Genomic DNA, 17,433 nt, shown 5'->3' on the forward strand with positions numbered 1-17,433 from the left:
CTACAGGATGCAGGAAGGCCGCCCGAAGGCGGCCTTCTGCAAAGCAGTCGAGCACGCTCGACGCTACTTGGCGTTCTTCACGTAGGTGTCGAACCAGTTCAGCATCTCCGACACCAGCTGCTCGTTGGACTCCAGCGCGGTGTACCAGTGCGGTTCGTTCGGCAGCATCACCAGGCGGGTGGTACCGCCGTTGCCACGAATGGCCTGGTACAGCTTGCGCGACTGGAACGGTTCGGTACCCGGGTTGGCGTCATCCTCACCGTGGACCAGCAGCAGCGGCAGCTTGATCTTGTCGGCATAGAAGAACGGCGAGGCCTTCAGGTACACGTCCTGCGCCTGCCATACCGAGCGACGCTCGTTCTGGAAGCCGAACGGGGTGAAGGTCTTGTTGTACGAACCGCTGGTCGCCACGCCGGCCTTGAACAGGTTGGTGTGCGCGATCAGGTTGGCGGTCATCAGGCCGCCGTGGCTGTGACCGGTCACGCCGATGCGGTTGCGGTCGACCACGCCCATGTCCACGGCCTTGTCCACCGCTGCCTTGGCGTCGGCTTCCAACTGCTCCAGGTAGGTGTCGTAAGCGTTCTTCGGGTCACCCACGATCGGGAACGAGGCGTTGTCGATGATCGCGTAGCCGGCCAGCAGCATCAGGCGGTAGGGTTGCAGGCGGGTGAAGGTCTGCTGCGAACCAGACACCTGGCCGGCCTGCGCGGCATTGGCGAAGTCGGCCGGGTAGGCGTACAGGATCGCCGGCACGCGCTGGCCCTCCTTGTAGCCCGGCGGCGTGTACAGGGTGAACGACAGGTCCACGCCATCGGCACGCTTGTAGGTCACCAGCTGCTTCTTGATCTGGCGCACTTCCGGGGTCGGGTCGACCAGTTTGGTCAGCGCGGTCGTGGTCGACGCGAACTGCGCCTCGCCGGCCTTCGCATCGGCCACTGCCTCCCCCTGCTGGCGGATGAAGGCGTTCGGCGGATCGATCACCGACTGGTGCCAGGTCAGGTAGCGCCCCTGCGTGTTGCTGAAGCCGAGGAACTGTTCGTAGGCGTCGGCACTGCTACGGAACAGGCGCTCGCTCTTCAGCGTGCCCAGGTCCAGGCGGTCGAGGAACGGACGATCGCCCTGCGGCGAGGCGCCACGGCCGCTGAGGAACACGTGGTTGCCCTCACGGCGCACGACCTGCGCACCATTCGGCAGACGGGTGAACACCAGGTTGCCGGGATTGCCGTACAGCTCATCGCTGGACATGTCCCACAGCAGGCGGCCTTCCTTCTTCGGCTGGTCCACATCGACGATGCGGGTCTGCATCCAGTGGCGGTTCTCGTCGTTCTCGTACTGGAAGGCTACGGCCGGATCGGCGGTCCACGCAAACCCTTCAAAACGCTGCGCGGTACGGGTGATTTCGGTCGGCTTGCCGTTGAACGGGGCCTTCAGCATCAGCACGCGGTCACGGTGCGGTACGCTGACCTTCCAGTCGCCCTTGTCCAGCGCTTCGGCATAGACCAGGGTCGCCGGATCGGTGGCCCGCCAGTCGAAACCGCGCGGGCCTTCCGGTACGCCGTGCACCGGCACGCGATCCGCCAGCGGCAGGCTGGCGATCGGCGTGCTGCGGCCATTGCTTACGTCAAGCACCGCCACATCATTGGCGAAGCGCTGATAGGTCACCGCATGTGAGTACGGCGCCTTGATCGATTCGGTCAGCACGTGCACGCCATCGGGCGCGGCGCTGACCTCGTTGAACAGCGCAGGCTGCCCGACCGGGCGCACGCTGCCCGCGGCGGTATCGACCACGGCCAGCTGCGAAGCGCCGTAGTAGGCGAACAGCTTCTCGTCATGCACGCTGGTCAGCGTGTCGCGAGCTTCATAGGTGCTGCTCTCGCCGCTGCTGCCCAGCGACTCCTGCGCATCCGGACCGGTCGGCACGCCGCCGTTGGACGGCGCCGGACCCTGATTGGCCGGCACCAGTTTCACCAGAAGGTTCTGGCTGCCACCCAGCCACTGCACGGTGTAGCCGAAGATCGGGTTCAGCTGTACGTTCGGCACCTGCTTCACCTGGCCGGTGGCCGCATCGCCCACCCACAGCTGCACGCTGGTATCGACCGCATTCTGGAAGGCGAAGTGGCTGCCATCGGCCGACCACAGCGCGCCGGTGGCGCAGCCCTGCGGCAGGTTGACCTTGGTCTCCTTGCTGCTGCCGATATCGACCAGGGTGAAGTCGGCCACGCAGGCCGGAATACCGTAGCCGCCGGGGGTGTCATGCCGACTGCGGTTCTTCGGCTCCAGCCGAACGCCGGCCAGCTTCAGGTACGGCTGGGCGACGCGGCTGATCGACGGATAGGTCTGCGCGGTGGTCAGCAGCAGGCGCTGGCCGCCCGGGGCCACGTTCGGTGCTGGCGGCGGCGGTGCCTTCAGCACCTTGAGCAGGTGCTCCGGCGGCTTCGCGTAATCGGCAAGCGCCGGGCCAGCGGCCAGCAGGCCGACGGTGGCAACGGCAACGGCCGCTGCCAGAGAGGTTCGACGGATCAGCATCCTTATCCCCTGGGGTGTGAATGGGTACCCGGAATCGGGCATGGCCCCGAATCTAGCACCGCAGGGGTTGTCGTGAATGGGCCGGAAGGGCTAGTGGCCGGATGGGGCAAAGTGCAGCTCCGGCAGGTGCCGGGGAGCTGCCGGCACCTGCCAGGCATGGCCTGGCACTACTGCTGGGCGTGCAGGTCCCAGGCGGTGAGATAGTCCGGGTCGACCACGATCATGCCGCTGTTGCTCATCCGGTACTCTCCCGGCTGGGCCGGCAGGTACTGGTCGAGCATCGGCGGCAGGTAACGCTCGTGGCCATCGTTCTCGTCGGCCAGCACCACGCCTTCATCGGCACTGATGCGCAGCACCGTTCCCGCGTACTGCTCCAGTCCCTGCACCTGGCCGTCGCCGCCGTAGCGGGTCACCCCGACCAGCACCAGTTTTCCGATCATTTCCTCGACCTTGGCATCGTCCAAGGCCGGCAGCATTCGTTCGTATTGGTCGCTCATCGGTGCACCTCCAAAGCCTGCAGGATCATCATGGACAAGCCAGCCTCCGCGCTGCGAAGGCCATCGGGCAACGCAGAGGACAATCTGGCGGGCGTATGTCTGTATTGCAGGGCCGGCAAGAGCATGCCGGGACCGCATCGGGTGAACAGTGGCAGATGCTGTGGGTGGCGGCCATCCGTGCCGGCAAAGTGGCCGTATCAGACCAGGGTCAACACCACGCGTTGCATTGCATGCAGGGTAAAGCGTGACAGCTGCGCAGTTGTTGCATGACGGCCTCCTGTTGAAGGTCACACGCGAAGTTGATGCTCCATGAACCCGATGCTGACATCGCGCCCGGAATGGTCAAGTGAAGAATGCGCACCCGTTCACCTTTTGTAACGCATTCGGATGCCTCGATTACGCTTAACCTCTGCTTCATCCGGCTGGCCCTAGGGTCAGCCTTCAATCTGCAAGGATCGCACATGCCCCGGTACGCATTCATACGACCGTGGACGCTCGCACTTTCAGCGGCCGCGCTCTGCGCCTGCGCACATGCCGCCGACCGCACGCCGACTTCTCAAGGAACCGACACCATGGCCCCCGCCGTATCCGAGACCACTTCGCCCTCCCCGCTCAATGCCGAGCAGTTGCTGCTGCGCCTGTTGGACCTGATCAAGGCCACGACCTCCACCCGCGAGCTCACCGCTGAGCGCCTGTCCGCAGCGATGCAGGCGCCGGCGCAGGTCTTCGGCCCCGGCCACTTCGGCTATGGCGGCACGCTGACACCGGAATGGGGCTATGGACTGGAAGTGCAGCGGGCCGGCACTGCCGACGCGCGGCTGGACCTGAACTTCATGGACACCAGCAGCGATCGCAAGGCCTCGGCTGCGGCGATCTGCCAGGTCGACTTCAACCACTTCGCTTCGGCACTGGATGCCGCCGGCTTCAAGCGCGAGACGGTGCGCGGCGAACACGGCCGGGTGATCTACGATCGCTTCGATCGACCGCAGCTGAGCATCAAGGTCGACACGATGCCCGAGAACCCCCACGCCCTTGGCGACGCCACGCATGCCTGCGTGCGTCTTGTCACCGTGCAGTAAGGGGAGCCATCAATGACGATCCTTTCCGCAGAAACGGAACGCCTGCTGGGCGAGTTCGCCGGCAAGACCGACGTCACCAGCGACCAGGTCGACAACCTGCGCAGCGTCATCGCGGGCTCGCACGTGCTGGCGAAGCAGGTGGACGCAGCGATCGCGGCAGGCTATCTGGAACGCTTCGAACTGTTGCCCGCCACAAGCAATGCGGGTGGTACCTACGAGACCGGCACGAAATCCATCAACCTGCCCGCCAGCAGCTTGTCGACCCCGGCGGCGCCGGACAGGTTCGACGCGGCCGAGGTCACCTTTGTGCTCGGTCACGAGATCCAGCACGGCTTCAACGATGCTGATGTCGAGCGTGCCTACGTGCAGTTCGATGCCGACGTGGAGCAGATCGCAGGCCGTACCACCAGCCATGATTACACCGAGGCGATCGGCACCCTGCTCGCGGCCAACCGCCGCGATGAGGCCTGTTCCAACATCGCAGGCTGGAATGCGCTGGTCAGCCAGGTACGTGCCAGCAACCCGGACGCTACCCTGCGCGACCTGTATGAAGCCAGCACCCGCTCGACAGACGTCATCCAGTCGCGACCCGGCCCGCCGATCACCTATGCCCCGCACCCGGAGCTGACCCTCAATGCGGACCTGACCATCTCCCCCACCGCAGCCAACATCGAGGGAATGGCCAGGCACTATTACGATCAGGGCGTCAGCACCGGCCTGGGCCATCATGGGAATTCGGACTACCAGAATTTCTACGGCGCCCTGGCGATCGGACTGGCCAGCGAATTCGAGGCCGCGAATCCAGCGCCCGATGGCGTCAGCCGGATGGAAGTGAACATGAAGAAGCTGGGCCTGGACGAGCGCCTGCTGGAGCAGAACGGGCTCAACCTCGGCGAGGGCTCGCCCCCGCGCCAGCCCTACTTCGATACCAGTACCTCGCCGTCGACGCTGCGTTACTTCGACCACACTGAGGGCACGCATACGCATGTGCCGATCACCACACAGCATGCGGTGGAGGGCGATGGCTTACCGACGCTGCTTGCGGAAGGCCGTGACCGTTCGCTGCACGAGCAGATCCGCGGCAAGGTAGCTGAGCTGGATGCTGCCAACGGACGCAGTTTCGATGCGTCCAGCGAGCGCCTGAGTGCCAGCCTGCTGGTGCTGGCCCGCGAAAACGGCCTGGACCGGGGGTCGACCATGTGGTGCTCAGCCGCCAGACCGAGGGTGCGGGCGCGGCGCAGAACATCTTTGTGGTGAAGGGGCCACTGGATGATCCGGCCTCGCTGCGCGCCTCATCACCCACTGCCGAGGCCGCCCAGCGTCCGGTGCAGGACAGCCTGGATACGCTTGCCGTGGTCAACCAGCGGCAGGCCGATCAGGCCACGCAGGAACAGGTCCGCGTGCAGGAGCAGCAGCGCGGCGCGCTGACGCACTGACGGGGAACGACATGGAGCCGCCGGGACGCGCCCAGCGCTCCCTTGGCGGCACCCACGCTAGAATGCGCGCATGCGCACCGTACATGCCCTCCGCTACATCACCCCCTTGCGGGAAGGTGGCTCCCTGCCGGCCGTGGTTGAGACCGACGACGACGGCATGGCCGTACTGAAGTTCCGTGGCGCAGGCCAGGGCCCGAAGGCCTTGATCGCGGAGCTGATCGCCGGCGAAATGGCGCGCACGCTGGGCCTGCCGATTCCGGAGATCCTGTTCGTGGAGCTGGACCGCGAGTTCGCCCGCACCGAGCCCGACCCGGAGATCCAGGAACTGATACGCGCCAGTGAAGGTTTGAACCTGGGCCTGGACTACCTGCCCGGTGCGATCAACTACGACCCGGCGGCGATGCCGGTGGATGCCGACCTGGCCTCGCGCATCGTCTGGTTCGATGCGTTCACCAGCAATGTCGATCGCACCACGCGCAATCCCAACCTGATGGTGTGGCATCGAAAGCTGTACCTGATCGACCACGGTGCGGCCATGTACTTCCATCACGACTGGGCCAACGCCGGCGATGCCTGCGAAAAGCCGTTCGTGCTGATCCGCGACCACGTACTGCTGTCGTTCGCCAACCGCATCGCCGAGGTGGATGCCGAACTGGCCGCGCGCCTGACCGATGCCGAGATCGAGCGCATCGTCGGCCTGGTGCCGGACAGCTGGCTGGTGGACGAACCGGCGTTCGACAGCCCGCAGGCCTACCGGCAGGGTTATATCAACTACCTCAAGCACCGCCTGAAGGTGCGTGCGGTGTTCGTGCAGGAGGCCATCCGTGCCCACGCTGCACACGTATGACTATGCGATCATCCGCGTGGTACCGCGGGTGGAGCGCGAGGAGTTCATCAACGTCGGGGTGATCGTCTCCTGTCCCGGCGCGCGCCATCTGGAAGCAGCCATCGAGATCGATCCGGCACGCCTGCACGCCTTCGCGCCAGCGCTGGACCAGGAGGCGCTGCAGCCATGGCTGGATGCGATCGTGGCGATCTGCCGCGGCGATGCCAGCGCCGGGCCGATCGCGCAGCTGCCGGCGCGTGCGCGCTTCCATTTCCTCACCGCCAAGCGTAGCTCGGTCGTGCAGATGTCGAGCACGCATGTGGGCCGCACGGCGGACCCGGCGGGTGTGGTGGAACACTTGATGACGAAGATGGTGCGGGTGCCGCGCTGACGCGCCCGTCTCTCACTTCCGGGCGCGCGCCCTGTGCCAGGCAATGAGCGCACAGGCTGCTGCAGCGGCAATCAACACCCACCCGGCTGCCGCTTGTCCATGCAGGTAGCCTTGTGCATACGCAGCACTGGCACCTTCGCTGGCCATGGCCGGAACACCCTTGAGTATCACGTGCACCCCACGCAGCAGCAGCACCATGCTGGCGACCAGACACACCACGGGAAGAAGTCGGCTCATGGCCCGATTCTGGTCCGCCACCCGCCCCAGCGTCAACATCGCTGCGGCATAGTCGCTCGGGACTACAGCGGCACTCTTCGCGCGATGTAGTTGACCACATTGCCGATCGCATCCGGATCGACATTGGCCAGCCCAACGATCACATAGCCCTGCGCGGGTAGCACCACGATGGCACTGTTCGATCCGGGCGCACCGCCTTCGTGGCCGTACTGATGCTCCCTGCCCTCGCCCTGCACCAGGAAGCCGAACCCGTACCAGCCCTTGTGGTTCTGCGCCGTGGTGGCCTGCTGCAGCAATACAGGTGAGACCAGCTTTCCGCTGCGCAGCGCCTCGGCGAACTTCACCATGTCGCTCACCGTGCTGTAGCCACCACCGGCTGACATGCCGCGCCAGGGCAGCGACTTCGTTTCACGCACCCATTGCCCTTCCTGCTTCGTATAGGCGACCGCACGCTGTGGCACCGTCACTGTTTCCGGTTCGAAGCCGGTGCCGGTCATGCCTGCCGGGCGCAGGATGTGTTGCTCCACATAGGCGTAGTACGACTGACCGGAGACGGCCTCGATGATCCGCCCAAGCACGATGAAGCCATAGTTCGAGTAGCTGTCCTGGCTGCCGGGCGTGAACTGCGGTGCATCCTTGGCAAAGCGCTGCACATAGTCATCCAGCGTCTTCAGCGACGCGGAACACTGCTCGAAATCGTCGCCGAAGAAATCACCCAGGCCACTGGTATGGGTCAGCAGCTGGCGAACCGTCACGCTGTTGGCAACGGCCTTGTTCGGATAGTCCGGCAGGTGCTTGCCGATCGTGTCATCGAGACTGAGTTTGCCCTCCTGCACCCGCTGCAGTATGGCCACTGCGGTGAACATCTTGTTGGAGGACGCAAGGCGGAACTGCGTATCCACGCCCACTGGAATGCCAGCGGTGCGATCGGCCTCGCCACCGCGCCAGTCCAGCAACACCTTTCCATTCTGTGCCACCTGCAACGCGCCCGACAGCGCGTCCTGCGCCCGCAGCGCCTCCAGCTTTGCCGTGGCTTCGGCCATCAGGGCAGGCAATGCAACCCTCTCCGGTCTGTACTTGTCCGGCGTTTCAGTGCCTTCGATCTGGAACTGCTTCACATGCGCCGGGCTGGCCGGATCCATGACGACCGTCACCCACATCGCGCGCTCGCTCAGCTGGCCCATCACCAGCACCTTCGCGTGACCGGGCGCGCTCTGGCGTGTTTCCAGCACACGCAGCGGGCCGGTGCTCTCGCGGAACTCGAGATAGTCCTTGGGGCTGCTGCCTTCCTTCTTCGCGTAGGTATCGGCGAACGCCTGCAGTTGCTCGAGGCTGCCAGCGTTGAAGGCCGCCAGCCAGTCATCGATGGCGTCCTGCGCACGTGGATGTGCACTCTCGGAAGATGTAGCGCCGATTGCTGGAAAAACCGGGGTAACCAGTAGAACCGAACAGGCCAGTGCATTGCAGAGAAACAGGCGTCCAACAACCCTCATGGCAGTTCCTTTGCGGGGATTCCTGGACGCATCCTAGACCAAGGATGCGGCCGCCGCATCGACACCAGGGACTCTGCTGCAACACCTCAACAGTGACGCTGAATGCATCGATGCGCTGCCATCCACTCCGCGTGCGTGGTGGAATGCGCACAGCCCCGGATGCAACGTGAGTGCGAGATCCTTCGCAGTTGATGGAAACCCTGCTACCCGATGGCCCCGCTATCGCCTTGCCATCGTCTGTTCGCTGAATCTCGCCACGCAGAAGTCCAGGAAGCTGCGCAGCTTGGGCGTCAGCTGGCGATCGCGCGGATACACCAGGTTGATCCAGGTCGACACCGGTACGTAGTCCGGCAGCACTTCCACCAGCTCACCACGCGCCAATGCTCCGGCCAGCATTTCGTGCGGTTGCAGGATCAGCCCCAGCCCTCCGATGGCGGCGGTCAGCAGCGGCTCGGCCTGGTTGACCATGAAGCGGCTGGACACTGGCACGGTCAGCACGCCGCCATCGGTATCGCGAAAGCTCCAGCGGGTGCGGATGATCGAATGCGCGAAGCCCAGGCACTCGTGGCGGCTCAGGTCATTGGGATGGGCAATGGCCGGGCGCGAAGCCAGATAGTCCGGCGAGGCACACAGGACCAGCGGATACGGCCCCAACCGCCGCGCCACCAGCCCACTGTCGGCCAGATCGCCAGTGCGGAACACCAGTTCGTAGCCGTCTTCAACGATGTCCACCAGACTGTTGGACAGGTTCAGATCGACCTGCACGTCCGGGTACTGCTGCATGTAAGCCACCACCGCCGGGCTCAGCGCGTGCACGCCGAAGGTGACCGGCGCACTGATGCGCAGGCGCCCCATCGGCCGCCCGCGCGCCACTTCGGCCAGCTGCTCGGCCCCCTCCACTTCCTCCAGGATCACCCGCGCCCGCGCCAGGTAGGCCTGGCCGAAGTCGGTCAGGCTCTGCTTGCGCGTGGTGCGGTTGAGCAGGCGCACCCCCAGATGCTGCTCCAGCGCCTGGATGTGCTTGCCGACCAGCTGCGGCGACAGGTCCAGTGCCTCGGCAGCGGCGGCGAAGGAGCCGACCTCGGCCACCTTGGCGAAGGTCCGCAGGGGAACGATCAGGTCCATTGCAAACAATTGTTTTTCAATGAAACGCCAGATTACCCCTTATTCTGGATGCAGACTACGCGCACAGTAGCGCTCACCCTTTCGCCGGCGCCCTCGCCGGCCCTTCCTTGGAGCCCCCCATGAGCCAGGTTGTCCGCATCCACGAATATGGCACTGCCGATGTACTGCGCATCGACGATATCGACGTTCCCGCCCCCGCCCCTGACGAAGTCCAGATCCGGGTGAAGGCGATCGGCCTGAACCGCGCCGAGGTGATGTTCCGTAACGGCGCCTACTTGCAGGAAGCGCAGTTCCCCAGCCGCCTGGGCTACGAAGCGGCCGGCGTGGTTGAAGCCGTCGGCAGTGCAGTGAGCGGATTCACTGCGGGCGATGCGGTCAGCGTAGTGCCGCCGCTGGATATCGCGCGCTGGGGCACCTACGGCGAACTGGCCAACGTGCCGGCACGACTGGTAGTCAAGCATCCGCAGGCACTGGACTTTGAAACGGCCGCCGCGGTGTGGATGCAGTACGTCACCGCCTGGGGGGCGCTGTTGGAGCAGGCGCACTTGTCCGCCGGGGATTTCGTCATCATCACCGCCGCCAGCAGCAGCGTCGGCCTGGCCGCCATCCAGATCGCCAATGCAGTCGGCGCCACGCCGATCGCTGTGACCCGTGGCCCGGGCAAGCGCCAGGCCCTGCTCGATGCAGGCGCCGCCCACGCCATCGCCACCCAGGAGCAGGATCTGGTGGCCGAAGTGGCGCGCATCACCGGCGGCGCAGGTGCCCGCGTGGTGTTCGATCCGATCGGTGGCCCGCAGTTCGTGCCGCTGACCGAAGCGATGGCGCGTGGCGGCATCCTGCTGGAGTACGGCGCGCTGAGCAGTGAACCCACCCCGTTCCCGTTGTTCAACGTGCTGGGCAAGTCACTGACGCTGAAGGGTTACCTGTACTCGGAAATCGTCTCCGACGATGCCGCGCTGGCACGCGCCAAGGCCTTCATCGTCAACGGCCTGGACCAGGGCACGCTGGCGCCGAAGATCGCCAAGGTATTCCCGTTCGCGCAGATCCAGGACGCACACCGTTACCTGGAATCGAACGAGCAGATCGGCAAGGTGGTAGTGACGGTGTGATCCAGCGTCATGCAACGGGGGCGGCCCACCGCCCCCCTTGCGGTTACCTGGGCAACTCAAACGCCATCACGTAATCGCCGTTCGGGGTTTCCATGAAATGGTGGCCGCCGGCCATGATCACCACGTACTGGCGCCCGCCCTGCTCGTACACCATCGGGTTGGCCTGACCTCCCGCGGGCAGCTTGGCATGCCACAACTCCTTGCCGGTCCTCAGGTCGATGGCGCGCAGCAGGTCATCGGTGGCGGCGGCGATGAAGATCAGGCCGCTGGCGGTCACCACCGAACCGCCATTGTTCGGTGTGCCGATCTCGATCGGCAGGCCGGAGCGGATGCCGAAGGGTCCGTTGCCGCGCGCACTGCCGAATGGACGGTCCCACAGCAGTTTGCCGGTGCGCAGGTCGATGGCACGGATGCCGCCATAGGGCGGCTGCTTGCACAGCAAACCGGTGAACGGCAGGCGCCAACCGGCATTGACCTGGATGGCGTAGGGCGTGCCCACCTGCGGGTCACCCGCGCCTTCTGCTCCGCCCTTGTCGAACCGGATCTTTTCGCGCGGCAGCCAGCCCAACCGGTCGGCCTCCGCGCGTGGCACCAGCCGGTTGTAGTTCGGCATGTCGTTGTAGTTGGCCACGATCACGCCGCGGCGCGTATCGATGGACACACTGCCCCAGTCCGAGCCGCCGTTGTAGCCGGGGTACTCGATGGAATGGCGCTCGCTGCTCGGCGGCGTGTAGAACCCTTCGTAGTAGGCCTTGCGGAACTGGATGCGGCAGACCAGCTGGTCGATCGGGGTGATGCCCCACATGTCACGTTCGGTCAGCTCATGCTCGCGACGCAGCGTGTGGTACAGCGAGAACAGTTGCGTGGGCGAGCGCTGCTCGGGTTCAACACCACCGATGGGCACCTTGCGCTCTTCGGCCGCGGTCAGAAGCTGGCCGTTGCGGCGGTCGAGGATGTAGATGTCGCCCTGTTTGGTCGGCAGCAGGATCGCCGGCACTTTGCCGGCAGCGGTCGGGTAATCGATCAGGCTGGCCTGCGAACCCAGGTCGTAGTCCCACACATCCTTGCGCACCGCCTGGAAATGCCAGGCCGGCTTGCCGGTGGCCACGTCGATCGCCACCAGTGACGTCGCATAGCGGTTCTGGTTTTCCGTGCGTGAGCCGCTCCAGTAGTCACCCGCGGAATTGCCCAGCGGCAGGTAGACCAGGCCCTGCGCCTCATCACCGGTGGCGGTGGTCCACATGTTGGGCGTGCCGCGCGTATAGGTCTGCTCGCGCGGCGGCAGACCGCTGCGCTCGGGCTGGTCCATGTCCCACGCCCAGCGCAGCTTGCCGGTGATGGCATCGTAGGCCTGGATCACGCCCGACGGCGCGTCACGGCGCTGCCCGTCCAGCACCTGGTGACCGGTCACGATCACGCCACGCACGATGGCCGGCGGCGAGGTGATCGACACGTAACCCGGTGGCACCTCGCCCATGCCCAGGGTGATGTCGACCTGGCCGTTGTTGCCGAAGTTGGCGCAGGGGCGGCCGCTGTCCGCGTCCACCGCGATGATGCGGCCGTCCAGCGTGCCTTCGATGATGCGTGCCCAGCACGCCGGGCGATTGCCCGGTGCAGCACTGCGGGTGACGCTGGGCGGCGGCTCCGGCAGCGCCAGATCGGCGGCGACATCGGCCAATGCCGCATCGGCAATGGTCGGCGTGCGGGGCTGCTCGTAGTAGCTCACCCCACGGCAGGCGGCGGTGTACGGAATCGAGGTGTCCTTCACCTTGGGGTCGAACCGCCACAGTTCCTTGCCGCTGGCGGCATCGAGTGCGATCAGGCGGTTGCGCGCGGTGCACAGGTAAAGGCGATCGCCGATCTTCAGCGGCGTGGTTTCCGCGCCCCAGCGCTTCTTGGGCATATCGCCGGTACGGAACTGCCAGGCTGGCTGCAACGAGGCCACATTGGCCGGGGTGATCTGCTGCAGCGGCGAATAGCGGGTGGCGGCATTGCTGCGGCCCCACGCCGGCCAGTCGCCCTCGGCGGGCTGGTCAGCCGGCTGCAGGCCCGTGGTATCACGCGTAGGTTCCAGTCCGGCGCTGACCGCGCCTTCCGGGAACGGCTGATGCCCATCCACTTCACCATGCGGCGCAAAGGCCAGGCCGAAGGCGGCCACGAACACCAGCATCAGCACACCCGCCACGCTGCGCGACAGGCGTTTGGAGACCGGCTCGTGCAAGGTGGGCGCCAGCAAGGCCAGCACGATGCCGAGTGCGGTCACCAGGCCCAGCCGTGGCACCCAGCGCCAGTAGTCGCTGCCTGACTCCCACCAGGTCCACAGCAGCGTGCCGATGAACACCAGCGCGTACAGCAATGCACCGCTGCGGCGGTTGCCGAACAACAGGATGCCGCTGGCCAGCAGGCCGAGCCCGGCGATGGCGTAGTACGCCGAGCCGCCAAGGCTGAGCAGCCACGCACCGAGCCCGCCGATGACCAGGCCGAGCACGACCAGCAGCAGCGACAGCACGGTGACAAGGGGGTGCCGGGAGGCGCGAACAGGGGCAGGAGCGGACTGCGGCGTGGCGGACATCGTCGATCTCCGGGGGCAGCATGCGCCGTTATCCCACCGCCTGCGTGAAGCGCGCGCGTATGTGCGGCACCCGGATACGACGACGCCGGCACAGGGCCGGCGTCGTCGGGTACCTCAACCTGATGGCAGGATCACTCCTGCGCGGCGTCCTCGCTGCTGGCAGCCGCCGGTGCGCCGTCGGTCGCGGCCGGGGCGGCGACGGCCACCTCGTCCTCGTCCTCGTCGATCGAGGCATCCATGCGCTCCACCGCCTGCAGCTTCTCGTCCTTGGACAGGCGGATCAGGGTCACGCCCTGGGTGTTGCGGCCGACGCGGCTGATTTCCGAGCCACGCGTACGCACCAGGGTGCCACCATCGGAGATCAGCAGCACTTCGTCGCTGGAGCCCATCAGCACCGCGGCGACCAGCTTGCCGTTGCGCTCGGTGGTCTGGATGCCGATCACGCCCTGCGTGCCACGGCCCTTGCGCGGGTAGTCCGGCAGCGGGGTACGCTTGCCGTAGCCGTTCTCGGTGGCGGTGAGGATGTACTGCACGCTGGCGTCATCGGCGCCGTCGATCACCGCATCGCCATTGGCTGCGGTTTCCTCGACACCGTTGTCGTCCTCGTTCTCATCCTCGCTGCCACCGGCACTCTCGGCCACGATCAGGCTGACCACTTCCTCGCCGGCCGGCATCTTGATGCCACGCACGCCGGTTGCGGTACGGCCCATCGAGCGGACCTTGTCTTCACCGAAGCGCACGGTCTTGCCGTTGGAGGCGAACAGCAGGATGTCGCGCTCGCCGTCGGTCAGGCCGACGCCGACCAGGGCATCGCCCTCGTCCAGATTGATTGCGATCTTGCCGCGCGCCAGACGGAAGGCGAACTCGCCCAGCGGGGTCTTCTTGACCGTACCGTTCTTGGTGGCGAAGAACACGAACTGGCCATCGGCGTATTCGCGCACCGGCAGCACGGCCTGCACGCGTTCGCCCGGCTCCAGCGGGATCCAGTTGATGATCGGACGGCCGCGGGCATTCGAACCGGCTTCGGGCAGCTGGTAGACCGGCAGCCAGAACACCTTGCCCGAGCTGGTGAAGGTCAGCAGCGTATCGTGCGTGTTGACCAGCCACAGCTGTTCGATGAAATCCTCTTCCTTGGTCGCTGCCGCACTGCGGCCACGGCCGCCACGGCGCTGTGCGCGGTACACGCTCACCGGCTGCCGCTTCACGTAACCGGCATGCGACACGGTGACCACCACGTCTTCCGGCGCGATCAGGTCGAGGATGTCCAGGTCTTCTTCGCTGTGGCGGATTTCGGTACGACGCTCATCGCCGAACTCGGCCTTGACGTTGACCAGCTCCTCGCGGATCACCTGCAGCAGGCGGTCGGGATCTTCCAGGATGTGGATCAGCCCGGCGATCACTTCCAGCAGCTGCTTGTACTCGTCGGTCAGGCGGTCCTGCTCCAGCCCGGTCAGGCGGTGCAGGCGCATTTCCAGGATCTGGGTGGCCTGGATCTCGGTCAGCTGGTAGCCGCCCTCGATCAGGCCCACGCCCTTGGGCAGGTCTTCCGGGCGCGAGGCTTCGGCACCGGCGGCACCCAGCATCGCACCGACCAGGCCCGGCTCCCACACGCGCGCCAGCATGCGCTCGCGTGCTTCATTCGGGTTCGGCGAGGTCTTGATCAGCTCGATCATCTCGTCGATGTTGGCCAGCGCAACGGTCAGGCCTTCCAGCACGTGGGCACGGGCGCGCGCCTTGCGCAGCTCGAACACGGTGCGACGGGTGACCACTTCGCGACGGTGGCGGACGAACGCCTCCAGCATCTGCTTGAGGTTCATCAACTGCGGGCGGCCATCGACCAGCGCCACCATGTTGATGCCGAACACCGATTCCATCTGGGTCTGCTGGTACAGGTTGTTCAGCACAACCTCGGCAGATTCACCGCGCTTGATCTCGATGTAGATGCGCATGCCGTCCTTGTCGGACTCATCGCGCAGCTCGCTGATGCCTTCGATCTTCTTTTCCTTGACCAGCTCGGCGATCTTCTCGATCAGACGCGCCTTGTTCACCTGGTAAGGAATTTCGGTGACGATGATCGATTCGCGGCCGTTGTCGGCCACTTCGATATCGGCCTTGGCACGGATGCGCACACGGCCGCGGCCGGTGCGATAGCCGGCGACGATGCCGGCAGTGCCATTGATGATGCCGGCAGTCGGGAAATCCGGGCCCGGGATGTACTCCATCAGGCCGTCGACATCGATTTCCGGATTATCAATCAGCGCGATGCAGGCGTTGATCGATTCGCTCAGGTTGTGCGGCGGGATGTTGGTCGCCATGCCCACCGCGATACCGGCCGAACCGTTGACCAGCAGGTTCGGGAACCGGGTCGGCATGACCGTCGGCTCCAGTTCCTTCTCGTCGTAGTTGGGCTGGAAATCGACGGTTTCCTTGTCGATATCCGCCATCAGCTCATGCGCGAGGCGCGACATGCGCGCTTCGGTGTATCGCATCGCCGCGGCGGAGTCGCCATCGATCGAGCCGAAGTTACCCTGGCCATCGACCAGCATGTAACGCAGCGAGAACGGCTGTGCCAGGCGCACCAGCGTGTCGTACACCGACTGATCGCCATGCGGGTGGTACTTACCGATGACGTCACCGACGATACGCGCCGACTTGAAGTAGGGCTTGTTGCTGTGCGCGTTGAGTTCGTTCATCGCGAACAGCACGCGGCGATGCACCGGCTTGAGGCCATCGCGCGCATCCGGGAGCGCGCGGCCCACGATCACGCTCATGGCGTAATCGAGGTAGCTCTTGCGCATCTCGTCTTCCAGGTTGACCTGGATGATTTCCTTGGCGTTTTCTGCCATTCGGGTTCCGTTGTCTGGTAGCGGTCCAGTCCGGCGCAGCCCTCTGCGGGAGGGGGTCGTGCCGGAACCTCGATTCAACCTGTGGATACTACCACAACAGGCCGCTCCCTGCCTCCATTTACGGGGATTTTACCGGCACAAATCAGGAACTTAGGGGGGTACCGGCCAGCGGCCGGCACTACCGGGGGCGGAGGTCACGCTGCCCCCTCCCCTGTGCCTCAGCCACCAAAGGCGGCGCGCATGTTCTCGATGGTCGGGTTCAGGATCACCCCGCGCTCGGTCACGATGGCATCGATCAGTTCACCCGGGGTGACGTCGAACACCGGGTTCCAGGCGGCGATGCCTTCGGCCACGGTGCGGGTACCGCCCACGCCGTACAGCTCGCCCGGGTCGCGCTGCTCGATCTCGATCTGGCTGCCGTCCACGGTCTCCATGTCCACGGTCGAGGACGGCGCCACCACCATGAACTTGACCCCGTGGTGGCGAGCGGCGATGGCCAGCTGATAGGTGCCGATCTTGTTGGCGGTATCGCCGTTGGCGCAGATGCGGTCGGCGCCGACGATCACCCATTGCACCGCACCGGTCTTCATCAGGTGCGAGGCTGCCGAATCGGCGATCAGGGTGGCGTCGATGCCATCCTGCTGCAGTTCCCACACGGTCAGGCGTGCGCCCTGCAGCCACGGACGGGTCTCGCCGGCGAACACGCGGGCGATGCGGTGCTGGGCCATACCGGCACGGATCACGCCCAGTGCCGTGCCGAAGCCGGCGGTGGCCAGCGAGCCGGTGTTGCAGTGGGTCAGCACGCCGCTGCCGGCCTCGATCAGGCCCGCGCCCAGCGCGCCCATGTGGCGGTTGGCGGCCAGGTCCTCCTCGGCAATGGCCTGCGCTTCGGCTTCCAGCAGAGCCTTCCAGTCGGCGCCGGCGACGTTCAGGCAGCGACGCATGCGCGCCAGCGCCCAGGCCAGATTGACGGCGGTCGGGCGCGATGCGTTCAGGCGCTGCAGCGCCGGCTCCAACTGCTGAAGCGCATGCGCGCCATCAGCGGCCTGCACGTCCCGCGCCGCCAGCACCACACCCCAGGCTGCGGCAATGCCGATCGCGGGCGCGCCACGCACAGTCAGCGCGTGGATGGCGCTGGCAACGTCGTCACTGTCATGGCAGACCACGTGCTCGACCACGAACGGCAGCTTGCGCTGGTCCAGCAGTTGCAGGGCATCGCCGGTCCAGAGGATCGGGCGGATGTGGTCATAACGGGCGTAGTCGATGTCGGAGGCAGTGTTCATGGGCCCATTGTAG

The 17,433-nt window shown here is 65.8% G+C and carries 14 protein-coding genes; 6 read left to right on the plus strand and 8 right to left on the minus strand.

Annotation, left to right across the window (positions count from 1 at the left end; all coding sequences use genetic code 11):
• Window positions 1-63 precede the first annotated feature (63 nt).
• Both ACZK2R_RS14565 and ACZK2R_RS14570 read right to left on the minus strand, forming a co-directional pair.
• Window positions 64-2,526: a S9 family peptidase gene (locus ACZK2R_RS14565; protein ID WP_125892063.1), complete on the minus strand. Its 2,463-nt coding sequence runs from the start codon at window positions 2,524-2,526 to the stop codon at window positions 64-66.
• 167 nt (window positions 2,527-2,693) lie between these two features.
• Entirely contained in the window at window positions 2,694-3,023 is a 330-nt protein-coding gene (locus ACZK2R_RS14570) for a hypothetical protein (protein ID WP_006376346.1), read from the minus strand.
• A gap of 572 nt (window positions 3,024-3,595) precedes the next feature.
• Between ACZK2R_RS14570 and ACZK2R_RS14575 the strand changes: the two genes are divergently transcribed.
• The 5 genes from ACZK2R_RS14575 to ACZK2R_RS14595 all read left to right on the plus strand — a co-directional run bounded on the left by ACZK2R_RS14575 (window position 3,596) and on the right by ACZK2R_RS14595 (window position 6,755).
• Entirely contained in the window at window positions 3,596-4,102 is a 507-nt protein-coding gene (locus tag ACZK2R_RS14575) for a hypothetical protein (RefSeq protein WP_239669774.1), read from the plus strand.
• Between the two features lie 12 nt (window positions 4,103-4,114).
• Entirely contained in the window at window positions 4,115-5,359 is a 1,245-nt protein-coding gene (locus ACZK2R_RS14580; protein ID WP_258015759.1) for an XVIPCD domain-containing protein, read from the plus strand.
• On the plus strand, window positions 5,353-5,538 hold the full coding sequence (locus ACZK2R_RS14585) for a hypothetical protein (RefSeq protein WP_478487393.1): 186 nt from the start codon (window positions 5,353-5,355) through the stop codon (window positions 5,536-5,538). The genes ACZK2R_RS14580 and ACZK2R_RS14585 overlap by 7 nt, the downstream gene beginning before the upstream one ends.
• Window positions 5,539-5,608: 70 nt before the next feature.
• Window positions 5,609-6,385: a HipA family kinase gene (locus ACZK2R_RS14590; RefSeq protein WP_180837532.1), complete on the plus strand. Its 777-nt coding sequence runs from the start codon at window positions 5,609-5,611 to the stop codon at window positions 6,383-6,385.
• Window positions 6,363-6,755 (plus strand): DUF3037 domain-containing protein, encoded by a 393-nt coding sequence (locus ACZK2R_RS14595; protein ID WP_180837531.1) that lies wholly within the window; start codon window positions 6,363-6,365, stop codon window positions 6,753-6,755. The genes ACZK2R_RS14590 and ACZK2R_RS14595 overlap by 23 nt, the downstream gene beginning before the upstream one ends.
• A 12-nt stretch (window positions 6,756-6,767) precedes the next feature.
• Here ACZK2R_RS14595 and ACZK2R_RS14600 read toward each other — a convergent pair whose 3' ends face one another.
• The 3 genes from ACZK2R_RS14600 to ACZK2R_RS14610 form a co-directional block, all read right to left on the minus strand.
• Window positions 6,768-6,992, minus strand: coding sequence for a hypothetical protein (locus ACZK2R_RS14600; protein ID WP_125892069.1), 225 nt, complete (start codon window positions 6,990-6,992; stop codon window positions 6,768-6,770).
• 62 nt (window positions 6,993-7,054) lie between these two features.
• Window positions 7,055-8,485, minus strand: a complete 1,431-nt coding sequence (locus ACZK2R_RS14605; RefSeq protein ID WP_180837530.1) for a serine hydrolase domain-containing protein — start codon at window positions 8,483-8,485, stop codon at window positions 7,055-7,057.
• 219 nt (window positions 8,486-8,704) lie between these two features.
• Window positions 8,705-9,610, minus strand: coding sequence for a LysR family transcriptional regulator (locus tag ACZK2R_RS14610; protein ID WP_180837529.1), 906 nt, complete (start codon window positions 9,608-9,610; stop codon window positions 8,705-8,707).
• A 119-nt stretch (window positions 9,611-9,729) separates the two neighbouring features.
• Between ACZK2R_RS14610 and ACZK2R_RS14615 the strand changes: the two genes are divergently transcribed.
• Entirely contained in the window at window positions 9,730-10,719 is a 990-nt protein-coding gene (locus ACZK2R_RS14615) for a zinc-dependent alcohol dehydrogenase family protein (RefSeq protein ID WP_180837528.1), read from the plus strand.
• A 43-nt stretch (window positions 10,720-10,762) separates the two neighbouring features.
• Here ACZK2R_RS14615 and ACZK2R_RS14620 read toward each other — a convergent pair whose 3' ends face one another.
• The 3 genes from ACZK2R_RS14620 to mtnA form a co-directional block, all read right to left on the minus strand.
• Window positions 10,763-13,291 carry a membrane-bound PQQ-dependent dehydrogenase, glucose/quinate/shikimate family gene (locus tag ACZK2R_RS14620; RefSeq protein WP_180837527.1) on the minus strand — a complete coding sequence of 843 codons (2,529 nt, stop codon included), beginning with the start codon at window positions 13,289-13,291 and terminating at the stop codon, window positions 10,763-10,765.
• A 131-nt stretch (window positions 13,292-13,422) separates the two neighbouring features.
• On the minus strand, window positions 13,423-16,137 hold the full coding sequence (gene gyrA, locus ACZK2R_RS14625) for a DNA gyrase subunit A (RefSeq protein WP_049400193.1): 2,715 nt from the start codon (window positions 16,135-16,137) through the stop codon (window positions 13,423-13,425).
• A 218-nt stretch (window positions 16,138-16,355) separates the two neighbouring features.
• A complete protein-coding gene (gene mtnA, locus ACZK2R_RS14630; protein WP_180837526.1) occupies window positions 16,356-17,420 on the minus strand; it encodes an S-methyl-5-thioribose-1-phosphate isomerase in 1,065 nt (354 codons plus the stop codon).
• Window positions 17,421-17,433: the final 13 nt, after the last annotated feature.

It is taken from the genome of Stenotrophomonas sp. 96582_Sma, assembly GCF_056480905.1.

Bases quoted from the DNA above. Each gene is read 5' to 3' on its own strand.
- ACZK2R_RS14615 (WP_180837528.1), top strand. From the start codon at position 9,730: ATGAGCCAGGTTGTCCGCATCCACGAATATGGCACTGCCGATGTACTG.
- ACZK2R_RS14580 (WP_258015759.1), top strand. From the start codon at position 4,115: ATGACGATCCTTTCCGCAGAAACGGAACGCCTGCTGGGCGAGTTCGCC.
- ACZK2R_RS14605 (WP_180837530.1), bottom strand. From the start codon at position 8,485: ATGAGGGTTGTTGGACGCCTGTTTCTCTGCAATGCACTGGCCTGTTCG.
- ACZK2R_RS14620 (WP_180837527.1), bottom strand. From the start codon at position 13,291: ATGTCCGCCACGCCGCAGTCCGCTCCTGCCCCTGTTCGCGCCTCCCGG.
- gyrA (WP_049400193.1), bottom strand. From the start codon at position 16,137: ATGGCAGAAAACGCCAAGGAAATCATCCAGGTCAACCTGGAAGACGAG.
- ACZK2R_RS14565 (WP_125892063.1), bottom strand. From the start codon at position 2,526: ATGCTGATCCGTCGAACCTCTCTGGCAGCGGCCGTTGCCGTTGCCACC.
- ACZK2R_RS14590 (WP_180837532.1), top strand. From the start codon at position 5,609: ATGCGCACCGTACATGCCCTCCGCTACATCACCCCCTTGCGGGAAGGT.
- ACZK2R_RS14600 (WP_125892069.1), bottom strand. From the start codon at position 6,992: ATGAGCCGACTTCTTCCCGTGGTGTGTCTGGTCGCCAGCATGGTGCTG.
- ACZK2R_RS14610 (WP_180837529.1), bottom strand. From the start codon at position 9,610: ATGGACCTGATCGTTCCCCTGCGGACCTTCGCCAAGGTGGCCGAGGTC.
- ACZK2R_RS14575 (WP_239669774.1), top strand. From the start codon at position 3,596: ATGGCCCCCGCCGTATCCGAGACCACTTCGCCCTCCCCGCTCAATGCC.
- ACZK2R_RS14570 (WP_006376346.1), bottom strand. From the start codon at position 3,023: ATGAGCGACCAATACGAACGAATGCTGCCGGCCTTGGACGATGCCAAG.
- mtnA (WP_180837526.1), bottom strand. From the start codon at position 17,420: ATGAACACTGCCTCCGACATCGACTACGCCCGTTATGACCACATCCGC.